Source organism: Pseudoalteromonas sp. UBA6610 (assembly GCF_002433295.1).
Taxonomy (GTDB): Bacteria; Pseudomonadota; Gammaproteobacteria; order Enterobacterales; family Alteromonadaceae; genus Pseudoalteromonas; species Pseudoalteromonas atlantica.
In genome coordinates, this window is record NZ_DJHW01000048.1 from 30,477 (window position 1) to 40,387 (window position 9,911).

At 40.4% G+C, this 9,911-nt stretch carries 11 protein-coding genes; 7 read left to right on the plus strand and 4 right to left on the minus strand.

Going from position 1 to position 9,911, the window contains the following annotated elements; genetic code table 11:
- The first annotated feature begins 137 nt into the window (after positions 1-137).
- The 4 genes from B4F91_RS06350 to B4F91_RS06365 all read left to right on the plus strand — a co-directional run bounded on the left by B4F91_RS06350 (position 138) and on the right by B4F91_RS06365 (position 5,104).
- Complete coding sequence (locus B4F91_RS06350) at positions 138-1,805, plus strand: methyl-accepting chemotaxis protein (protein WP_029774564.1); 1,668 nt, start codon at positions 138-140, stop codon at positions 1,803-1,805.
- A 306-nt stretch (positions 1,806-2,111) separates the two neighbouring features.
- Positions 2,112-2,585: a MarR family winged helix-turn-helix transcriptional regulator gene (locus B4F91_RS06355; protein ID WP_052026274.1), complete on the plus strand. Its 474-nt coding sequence runs from the start codon at positions 2,112-2,114 to the stop codon at positions 2,583-2,585.
- Positions 2,586-2,731: 146 nt separating this feature from the next.
- Positions 2,732-3,481 carry a serine/threonine protein kinase gene (locus B4F91_RS06360; RefSeq protein WP_286937883.1) on the plus strand — a complete coding sequence of 250 codons (750 nt, stop codon included), beginning with the start codon at positions 2,732-2,734 and terminating at the stop codon, positions 3,479-3,481.
- 270 nt (positions 3,482-3,751) lie between these two features.
- Positions 3,752-5,104, plus strand: a complete 1,353-nt coding sequence (locus B4F91_RS06365) for a magnesium transporter (RefSeq protein ID WP_024033089.1) — start codon at positions 3,752-3,754, stop codon at positions 5,102-5,104.
- Positions 5,105-5,146: 42 nt separating this feature from the next.
- Here B4F91_RS06365 and B4F91_RS06370 read toward each other — a convergent pair whose 3' ends face one another.
- The 4 genes from B4F91_RS06370 to B4F91_RS06385 form a co-directional block, all read right to left on the minus strand.
- Positions 5,147-5,980, minus strand: coding sequence for a mechanosensitive ion channel family protein (locus B4F91_RS06370; RefSeq protein WP_004586209.1), 834 nt, complete (start codon positions 5,978-5,980; stop codon positions 5,147-5,149).
- Between the two features lie 37 nt (positions 5,981-6,017).
- Positions 6,018-6,737 carry an LrgB family protein gene (locus tag B4F91_RS06375; RefSeq protein WP_286937881.1) on the minus strand — a complete coding sequence of 240 codons (720 nt, stop codon included), beginning with the start codon at positions 6,735-6,737 and terminating at the stop codon, positions 6,018-6,020.
- Positions 6,730-7,083, minus strand: a complete 354-nt coding sequence (locus tag B4F91_RS06380; RefSeq protein WP_286937879.1) for a CidA/LrgA family protein — start codon at positions 7,081-7,083, stop codon at positions 6,730-6,732. Before B4F91_RS06380 ends, B4F91_RS06375 begins: the two co-directional genes overlap by 8 nt.
- Positions 7,084-7,155: 72 nt before the next feature.
- Positions 7,156-7,947: a crotonase/enoyl-CoA hydratase family protein gene (locus B4F91_RS06385; RefSeq protein WP_248462357.1), complete on the minus strand. Its 792-nt coding sequence runs from the start codon at positions 7,945-7,947 to the stop codon at positions 7,156-7,158.
- A gap of 249 nt (positions 7,948-8,196) precedes the next feature.
- On the opposite strand from B4F91_RS06385, the gene B4F91_RS06390 reads away from it, so the two are divergent.
- The 3 genes from B4F91_RS06390 to B4F91_RS06400 all read left to right on the plus strand — a co-directional run bounded on the left by B4F91_RS06390 (position 8,197) and on the right by B4F91_RS06400 (position 9,877).
- The gene (locus tag B4F91_RS06390) at positions 8,197-8,526 is read left to right on the plus strand and encodes an HI1450 family dsDNA-mimic protein (protein ID WP_004586214.1); all 330 of its coding nucleotides are present in this window, start codon (positions 8,197-8,199) and stop codon (positions 8,524-8,526) included.
- A gap of 66 nt (positions 8,527-8,592) precedes the next feature.
- Complete coding sequence (locus B4F91_RS06395) at positions 8,593-9,372, plus strand: DUF481 domain-containing protein (protein ID WP_276537847.1); 780 nt, start codon at positions 8,593-8,595, stop codon at positions 9,370-9,372.
- Between the two features lie 16 nt (positions 9,373-9,388).
- Positions 9,389-9,877: a hypothetical protein gene (locus tag B4F91_RS06400; RefSeq protein ID WP_004586216.1), complete on the plus strand. Its 489-nt coding sequence runs from the start codon at positions 9,389-9,391 to the stop codon at positions 9,875-9,877.
- The last annotated feature ends 34 nt before the right edge of the window (positions 9,878-9,911 follow it).

Below are 9,911 nucleotides of genomic sequence, written 5' to 3' on the forward strand. Positions count from 1 at the left end.
CCACCTTGCCAGCCCTTGGCAACCCCCTGCGCTATTTATAAATTGATATAAATAGTGACATATTAAATGCTTACTTTATTGCGTTAATTACTGCAAAGCAGACAGTGATAACGTGCATACCTATTTGTGGAGATTTAATGAGTAACTTAAGCTTGAGAAATAAACTTTTATTACTGGCTATTTTACCGTTGAGCTTGTTATTAATTAGCTTAATGGCCAGCTCGTACTATTTAGAATCGCAAAACCAGCAACAAAATTTTGAAACAATTAAATCTAAACTCATTAAAGACAAACACACGCTACTTGCCACTGAAGTGGAAATAGCAAGCAAGTTGGTACGCCATCAGTTAGATAACGGATCAACACAAAGTGTTAAAAATGTTCTTAGGGAGCTTACTTTTGGTGACGACGGTTACTTTTTTATTTACGACACACGTGGCGTTAGCGTGTTCCATGCCCTGTTAGGAAGTGCTATTGAGGGGCAAAATAAAATAGGCATGACAGACCCAAATGGTAAAAAAATAATTGTTGGATTATTAGAGCAAGCACGTAAAGGTGGCGGGGCATTTAATTACCATTTTCAAAAGCCAAATACCAACGGGTTAGTAGAGAAAATAGGCTATGCCGTAATGATACCAGGTACCGATTGGATGATTGGTACGGGTGCCTATATGGATGATATACAAACAGAGCTTGCAAATTATAAACAAACTATGCAATCGCATACTCGCGAAAAAATAACTACCTTGTTATTGATTGCCTTATTTTGGGTTGTGGTTAGCGTAGTGGGCGCACTTTTAGCGTCTAACGCTATGGTTAAACCTATCCAAATAATGGGCCAAAGCTTAGATGATATTGCTAAAGGTGAAGGCGACTTAACAAAACGCCTAGCTATACATACGCACGATGAAATAGGGCAGTTGGGCGAATCGTTTAATGTGTTTGTTAGCAAGCTGCAAAGCATTATAAGTAATGTGGCTGATGTTACTAATGATGTAAAAAACGCCTCAAGCGATATTAATTCGCAAACAAAACTGTTTGAAAATAAACTGCTTAATCATAACCACGAAACAGACCTAGTTGCCACAGCGATTACCGAAATGTCGGCCACCTCTCACGAAGTGGCTAAAAATACCACGCAAGTTGCTGAGTCTACTCATACGGCAACGCTAGAAGTGGCAAAAGCGCAAGAGTGCGTAGATATTTCCCTAAGTGAAGTTTCCAACCTTATGGGCGAAATTAACCTAGCAGCTGATCAGGTAAACTCTTTAAGTGAGCAATCTAAAAAAATAGACAGTGTACTTAGTGTAATAGGTGGCATTGCCGAGCAAACTAACTTGCTTGCACTTAACGCCGCCATAGAAGCCGCACGTGCCGGCGAGCAGGGTAGGGGTTTTGCCGTGGTGGCTGATGAAGTAAGGAGCTTAGCGAGTCGTACACAACTTAGTACCCATGAAATTAGTGAAATGCTAAGTGAATTACATAACTTAGTGGGCGCCGCGGTAAATGCCATGCAGGCGAGCCAAGCAAGTTGTAATCGCTCAGTTGAGTCATCGCGCGATATATCGCAAAGTTTAGGTGCTGTGACTACGTCGGTTACCACCATTAACGACATGAGTACGCAAATTGCAACCGCTGCAACAGAGCAAAGCTCAGTGACGGAAGAGATAAATCGTAATGTGTTTGCCATTCAAGAAATTGTTAATGAACTAACCCAAGCAAGTAAGGCCACCTCTGAGGTTAGCCAGCATTTAGCAGGGCGCGGTGAAAACTTAGGACAGTTAATAGGGCAGTTTAAGGTTTAAAACGTCATTGCATAAACCACCACTAGCCGCAACTTATGTTGCGGCTTTTTATTTTAAATACAAAATGGTTTAGGGCCTGTTTACTTTTTGAAGTTGAATTTTTAGCAAGGTACCTTTACTTGGTAAAGCTGTGCTTATATTTTAAGGTTGCTGTAAAGGCATAGGCGATAACGCAGTATTAACGCCAAACATGTCAGACCCTAGCTAGAACAAATTTTTATTTTTGAAAGTACGCTAACCCTAGGGAATTTTATTAATTATGTGTAGTCTATTACACGCATTTCGAATAAATAGAGTAACCCTTATATGCAACAAAGTATGCCTTCAGTACAAAACGCTGACCCCGAAACGCTCGTAGCAGAGCAAGACCTAGGCCGGTTGATATCGTTTTTACGTTCAAAAATTGCCACACACATCGATGCCCAACTCGATTGTATGGACTTAACCTCTGCGCAATATATTGTGGTAGTGCTATTAGCGCGTGGCTCAGTAAACACATTAGCCGGACTGAGCGATCATATGGTGTACGATAAAGGCGCGATGAGCCGTTTGTTAAAGCGTTTAGAAGAAAAAGACTTAATTGAAAAAACACAATGTGAGTTTGATAAACGCTCTACACTTTTAAGTTTAAGTGATAAAGGCAAAGCGCTTTATCCGCAAATAATGCCCTTAGTAAATCAAGTGTACGAAAAAGCACTTAGCGGTTTTTCTGAAAATGAAAAACACAGCGTTATGGACTTACTAAACCGAGCAATAAACAACCTAGATACACCTTCTTAAATCTCTAAAAAAGATTATCAACATTTTAGCGATACTGTTTCAATAAAAACTTAGCCTGCTAAGTACTAGAACTAATTGTGCGGCAAATCCAACTTTGCTAATATAGTTGCCTAGGCAATTAAGGTTATCATCTTGTTAGGTTTGTTATGATTGAAAATAAGTTGTTATCACAATTACAGCAGCAGTTTCCTGAGCATGTATTTATGCAACAGTATTTTAGTGTTGTTCATAAAGGGCGTTTTGCGAACGCAATTGTATACAGGTACAAAGATGATACGTTTGACTTAATAGTAAAAGACTTTAGCCAAAGCCCGTGGTTTATTCGAAAAACCTTTGCCAAGCTTTCTGTAAATCAAGAATTTAAAGGGTTGAGCCGCTTAGCACAGCTTGATGCAGTTGCTAATCGGTTTAGCCGTTTATCGCCGATAGCGGTGGCGTATGACTACATAGAAGGCACGCCGCTTAGAAGCTTAATACACCAGGGTGAGACGTTGCCTGTTGAATTTTTTATTGAGCTTGAACGCCAAGTTGCAAAAATGCACCGCCTAGGCATTGTGCATTTAGATTTACGTAATATGGGCAATATATTATGTGGTAGCGATGGCAAGCCTTATATCATTGATTTTCAGTCAACCATTAGCTTTTCGCGCTTTGCGCGTTGGTTGCAACGTTTTATGCGCGGCTCTGACATGTCGGGCGTATATAAAGCGTGGGATAAGCTAAGTAGTACACCTTTGCCGCGTGCTAAACAGCAGTATTTACAGCGTTTTAACCATGTTCGTAAACGCTGGATATTTAAAGGCTACCCAATACAACGTGCATATGCATGGGGTGCTGCAATGGTCACGCAGTTTGTAGACTCTGACCTAATACGTAACTTAACCGATAGATTTTAATTCCCCTTTTTTCATTGTGTGACTTTGCCCATAACAGCTTAGCGTTATGGGCTTTTTTTTGGCTAAAAATAAGGCCAAAAATTTCTTTTTTAATTTTTAAAATAAACAGTAGTATCGCTGGTGTTTTTACCCCTACAATGCGCAAAAATAATGAGCGCAGTTTCAACCATCAAAGCTTAAAGCGTCTTAATAAGTTTAGGTTTTTTCTGCAATTTTTTATTGTTCAAGTAAACTATAAGCAATGTGCATTTTTAAATTTAAGGTTTCAAGATGATTGAGTATCCAGTCGACCAACTACCGCAGCTAATAAACGATTTATTACAATGCGAAACACACACGCAAAAAAGCCAGCTTTTAGCCGATGCACAGCTTAATTTATCTACTGAACACCTATCGCTACTTTTTGAGGCCATCCCAAAAGAACAGCGTCTAGAAATTTGGCAGCTATTAGATAAAGACACGCAGCATGAAATATTTGTCACCCTGAGCGATGACAGCTGCTTATGGTTACTACAAACCTTAGATGATAGCGAGGCATACGCGCTATTAGATGAAGTGAATGTTGAAGAATTACTTGAGCTTGAAGAGGTTATTCCTGAGCGCTTTGTTGATTATGCTAAAAAGCAACTCGATGAAGCACAAACGAAACAATACGATCTTGCTCAGCAGTATCCGCCTGAGCAATTAGGTCACTGGGTTGGTTTCGACTTTCTAAAAATAACTGAAAAAGCAACAATTGCAGGCGTTAAAAAATTACTGCACAAAGGTTTGCCGCAATACAGCGAAGTTGTGTATTTAGTTAGCCGCCAAGGCAGCCTAATAGGTGAACTTGCAGTAAATGATTTAATAAAAGCCGATGAAGGCGATAACCTATTGGCGCTGGCAAACTATGATTTTTCATCATTACATGCAGATGATGATTTATACGAAGCGGCAGAAGTGGTTATTCACAGTGAAAAAATGGCCATGCCGGTGGTTAATACCGATAATAAATTAGTCGGGCGTTTAACCATTAGCTCGGCATACGAACTACGCCAAGAAATTGCCGACGAAGCTGCGGCCAAAGCTGGTGGTTTACGCGAAGACGAAGACCTGTTTGCCAGTGTAAGAAAAAGTGCTAAAAACCGGGGAATTTGGCTGGGTATAAATTTAGCCACTGCGTTTTTAGCATCTTGGTTTATTGGCTTATTTGGCGCAACAATAGAGCAGGTTGTGGCACTGGCGGTACTTATGCCTGTGGTGGCCTCTATGGGCGGAATCGCCGGGAGTCAAACTTTAACGGTAATAGTGCGCGGTTTAGCGCTTGGCCAGGTAACCGACTCTAACCGCAATGCACTTTTAAAAAAGGAGCTACGGGTGGGGGCGGTGAACGGCTTAGTGTGGGCATTAGTGATTGGCGCGCTCACCTTTGTTTGGTTTAGCGACATAATGCTAAGCATTACAATTACCGTTGCTATATTGCTTAACTTAGTTGCTGCGTCGTTAGCTGGGGTTGTTATACCGTCTATTTTAGACAAAATGAAAATAGACCCTGCGCTTTCTGGCTCGGTAATATTAACCACGGTTACCGATATAGTTGGGTTTGTGACCTTTTTAGGGTTAGGCAGTTTATTACTGCTTTAAGCTAAAAAACAACAAAGCCGCATTAAGCGGCTTTGTTTTTTATTAAGAAAGGTCGCGTTCTTTAATAGTAACCACCCGCTGCGGAAAGGGTATTTCTATCTCAGCGCTATTAATGGCTTTATAAACGCCTGCGTTTATAGCAAGCTTGGTTTCTATTATTTTGGTTGTAGGCACCCAATAGCGATAACTAATGGTTACGCCGCTATCGGCAAAGCGCTCTATGCCTACTTGAGAAATAGGGTTTTGAGCCACCTGATCATGAGCCTTTAATACTTCTTCAATAAGGCTAACAGCGGTATCAGCGCAGGCAGTATAGGCTATGTCTATTTCTCCTTTAACTAACGAGTAGCTAAACGAGTTGTGAATAATTTCACCCACTATGTGCTTGTTAGGAATAGTGATTTCTACTTTTTCTTCATCAATTAAAATGGTGTAACCCAGCTCAATTGTTTTTACTTGGCCGCTGACCCCTTTTACTTCAATGGTATCGCCTACCACAAAAGGGCGCGTGGCAATAATAGCAAGGCCTGCGCCATAGTTTGAAAGCATTCCTTGTAAGGCTAAACCCGCACCTAGAGAGGCAGCACCTATAGCCGCTACAAAGGGGGTAACACTGATGCCTATTTTGCCAAGCGCTATCACTACAACCATCACAATAAGCAATACTTTTACCACGTTACTGACAAAGCTGGTAAGCGTGATATCGATATTGTGACGAGCCATCAATTTAGCGACTAAATTTGAGAGTTTTTTAGCAACCCACAAACCTAGTATAAGAATAAAAACGGCACCCACAATTTGCATGCTGTAGGTAACTAAATACTCAGTGAGCATGGTGTAGTATTTTTCAAATTGTTCTATTTCAGAACTGATCATAGTGGGCTCTTTATATCGCGTAATTATTTTTTGCTAACTATAGCAAAGTGTTGACTAAAAAAGGATATAGCACGGGGACTATTATGGCGGTTAATAATGCGCTTAAAGCCATAGCAACCGAGGAAAACGCGCCTATTTTTGGGTGCTCGTCCAGTGCTGCTGCGGTGCCTATAGCATGGCACGCAGTTCCCATTGCTATTCCTTGAGCTTGCTGGTTATTAACACCTACCCACTTAATGAGCATTAACCCAAAGAGTGCACCTAGTAAGCCAATAAATATAACTAATGCTGCGGCAAGAGAGCTAATCCCCCCTAAAGACTCAGTAACTATTAACGAAATAGGCGTAGTTACACTTAATGCAGCTACGGAGGCGCTTAAATTGGCGGGTACATCAAATAAAATACTTAAAATAAAAGCCACCACAGTGGCGTTAATAATACCTAAGCTACAGGTGCTTACTATTAACAGTAGATTTTTTCTTACATGTATAAATTGCTGATACAAAGGTAAGGCCAGTGCCACTATAGCAGGCTCTAATAGCCAACTAAGTAGTTGGCTATGCGTGGAAAAATCAGCATAAGGTAATTTTAAATTAACAAGTACTAAGGCAATAATCGCAATACTTAAAAACACTGGGTTGGTGAGCGACTTTACTATGCTGTGCTGCCAGTGTTTATTAAACGCTCTTAATAATAAAAACAGCAAAATAATAGCGGGAGTTGTTAAGTACCATAGCGTAAGGTGCAGCTCAGTCATTGTTATTTTTACCTTTAACATAGCCAACAACGCTGCTTACCAGTAAAAGCGTACTGGCAGGGACTAGCAAAATAACCAAAACCAAATAGGGCCAATGCAGCTTAATAAGTGCAATGTGCTCGATAAATCCTACCCCCGCGGGTATAAAAAATATTGGCATAATATTTAAAATAGGGGAGGCCGAGGGTTTAATATGGTGCTCTTTCACTACACCTAACAGTAATAAACTCAGTAAAATAACCATGCCAAGGAGCGGTGCAGGGAAGCTGCCACCAATTAAGTGCATTATTAATTTAGCACACCCTAAGCACAGTAAAATAATTGCATTGCTAAGCAAGTACTTCATGATAATGGCTCATTAATATAGAAAGAAATTAACGTTAGCAAATACGCACTATTATTGAATGCTAATTTAGTCTTACCAGCGCTTTGAATTTGCATAGCTTATATCTGTTTTCCCTTTTGCTTTGGCAATTGCTTTTTTAGTATTAGGATTGAGTAACAAGCGAATTTGGCTAAACGTTTCTTTAGCTAAAATTTGTCGTTGGTTTGTTGTGTAGCTTTGTTGAGTAACGCGCTTTATCGCTGCCAGTGTATCGGGGGAGCGTTCACGTAATATATTTAACATGCGCTGTGTGGCCTGTTCGGTATTGTCTGTAAGCTCTGTGACTAACCCCAGCTCGTAGGCCGTGTGTGCACTAATAGGATTGGCATGGCTTGCCAGCCACAGCGCTTGGTCGCGCTTTAATAAACCAGCAAGCACTACATTAGCGCCCATATCGGGGCATAGCCCCCAACGCGCTTCCATAATGGCCAGTTTTGCTTGGGTATCAACAACTCTATAGTCGGCGCCCAATGCTATTTGTAGCCCACCCCCTAAACAATTTCCGTTTATTTGCGCAATCACAGGTACGCTTAACGATTGCCAGCCCAGTACCACTTTTTGCGCTAGGTTTTGATTGCCAGGTAGCCATTTTAGCAACAGCCTAACAATGTTTAATGGTGAGGCCATCACTGCAGCCACATCAAGCCCTGAGCAAAAATGCTCACCATCACCTTTTATTACTACGGCGCGAACACTTTTATCTTTTTTTATACGTTTAATAGTGCTGTTTAATTGCATGAACATATCAAAGCTAAGTGCATTTTGTTTTTCTGCGCGGCTTAAAATAACGTTAGCAATGCCTTGTTGTATTTCTAGTTTTATCATTGCGCTCTCCTATTATTATGTGTTTGAGCTTATGATGTACGTTGTACTAAGTAAAGTAACGGTTTGTTTTATAATAAAAAATAAATTGAATTATTTTTAACTTTTTTAGTCAAAGCACTTTGAATCTTATTTAAGCTTAACCGCGCATGAGCTGGTAACAAAAAAGTCATTATTTTTAGCTGTTTTTTCTCAAAACACAGATGAGTTTTGATATTATGTGCGCACTTAAAATGCATTGAGGTTTTACCCATGTCAGGCCCACGTTTATATAGCGAAGAAGAAGTTACCCATCAAGCGTACGATATTTTTTTAGAGCTGGCGCCAAATAATCTTAGCGAACAAGATGTTGAAGACTTTAACGAATACCGAGAAGAGCTTGGGTTTATTGAAGAGGGCGAGCCTGATGAGCAATGGCAAGACTTTGTAGCACTTGAAATAGAGCCGGAGTTATTTGTGCAAGTGCTAGTGGGGTTAGAGTTTGAAAACGAAGATGTGTTATTTGCAAAAATTTTAATTAGCCGTGATAAAGACGCGCCGTTTTGTCATATTTTGTGGAAAGAAACAGAGCACGCTGAGTAAGCAGTTTTGTTTGTATGTGCAAGAGAGTTTACCGTGCATAAGTATTTACTATTCGTGTTTTTAATAATGAGCAGCCGCTGTTGGGCTGTTGATCCATTTGAAGACTTTCATGAATATGGACAACTCTCTGATGAAGAAATTCACGAGCTACATAAAGGCGAAATGCTCTATGGCGATACTGAATTTGGCTTGATTTTAAGTAAGGGTAATACTAACTCTACCAGCTTTAAGTTTAGAGGGAATTTATACCAAGACTTCGAAAATTGGCGTAACCAATTTAAATTAGACACCTTGTATAAACGAGATCAAAACGAAGATACAGGGCAAACCGATGTAACGGCAGACCGTATTTTTGTCTCTGCACAGGGTAACTACAAAGTGGGCGTTAAAAACTCTTCATTTTTTATTTACGGTGACTACGAAGAAGATAAATTTAGCGGCCTAGATTACAAAAGTACGGTGGCTACAGGCTATGGTGCCAGAGTTTACCAAGGTGTAAAAAATAAAGTAGATATTGATATTGGCCCAGGCTTATATCGCTCTGTCGCTGATGATGAATCAGAGGTAAGCGAAGAAGATGAAAACAAAACTGGTTATTTAGTACGTATTGCAATGCAGTGGGAGCGTTTGGTATCAAAGCGCACGCGCTTTAATCAAGATGTGAGTATTGAGCAGTCTTTGTCGGGGTTAAATTCGCGTTTGAAGTCAGAAACCGCTTTGATTAGCCAAGTTATAGGTGCGGTATCGTTAAAGTTTGCCTATATGTATCGTTATAATTCAAAACCTGAAGACGATAACCTTAAATACGACTCAGAATTAAGCGCCACGTTGGTGTACAGTTTTTAATAATAAAGAGAGTGTTATGTATCAGCATAAACAATATGCGGTGTTTATATTTTTTGTTTTAGCATGGATAGGCGGCTTTGTAGCCTTAGCCTGGAACTTAATGGGCGCCGATGTGCCATTAATGGTATTTGCCGGTGTATTGGTTTTAGTCGGTTTTTTGTTTCATGGCTTAACTGTAAAAGTTGACGAGCAAACAATTAGTTGGGCTTTTGGCCCTGGCGTTGCGGGGCAACGATTAGCACTAGCTGACATAGTAGAGGCTAAAGCGGTGCAAAACTCTTACCGCCATGGTATTGGTATTCGTATTACGCATGATGGGTGGGTGTATTCTGTATCAGGGTTTAGTGCGCTACAGTTAACCTTAAAAGACGGTACTAAGTACCGAGTGGGAACAAACGATCAGCAAGGCTTATTACGTGCGCTTGAGGGTAAAATAACACCCAGTGAAACTCCTTTAGAGGAACCGGCGCCAATAAAAACCGCGACCTACAACAATATGTTATAAAAAAGCGCCTTAGGCTAATGCCGATCAGTTAAGA

Coding starts and splice junctions, on each gene's coding strand:
- B4F91_RS06350 (WP_029774564.1), top strand. CDS start 138: ATGAGTAACTTAAGCTTGAGAAATAAACTTTTATTACTGGCTATTTTA.
- B4F91_RS06355 (WP_052026274.1), top strand. CDS start 2,112: ATGCAACAAAGTATGCCTTCAGTACAAAACGCTGACCCCGAAACGCTC.
- B4F91_RS06360 (WP_286937883.1), top strand. CDS start 2,732: ATGATTGAAAATAAGTTGTTATCACAATTACAGCAGCAGTTTCCTGAG.
- B4F91_RS06365 (WP_024033089.1), top strand. CDS start 3,752: ATGATTGAGTATCCAGTCGACCAACTACCGCAGCTAATAAACGATTTA.
- B4F91_RS06370 (WP_004586209.1), bottom strand. CDS start 5,980: ATGATCAGTTCTGAAATAGAACAATTTGAAAAATACTACACCATGCTC.
- B4F91_RS06375 (WP_286937881.1), bottom strand. CDS start 6,737: ATGACTGAGCTGCACCTTACGCTATGGTACTTAACAACTCCCGCTATT.
- B4F91_RS06380 (WP_286937879.1), bottom strand. CDS start 7,083: ATGAAGTACTTGCTTAGCAATGCAATTATTTTACTGTGCTTAGGGTGT.
- B4F91_RS06385 (WP_248462357.1), bottom strand. CDS start 7,947: ATGATAAAACTAGAAATACAACAAGGCATTGCTAACGTTATTTTAAGC.
- B4F91_RS06390 (WP_004586214.1), top strand. CDS start 8,197: ATGTCAGGCCCACGTTTATATAGCGAAGAAGAAGTTACCCATCAAGCG.
- B4F91_RS06395 (WP_276537847.1), top strand. CDS start 8,593: ATGAGCAGCCGCTGTTGGGCTGTTGATCCATTTGAAGACTTTCATGAA.
- B4F91_RS06400 (WP_004586216.1), top strand. CDS start 9,389: ATGTATCAGCATAAACAATATGCGGTGTTTATATTTTTTGTTTTAGCA.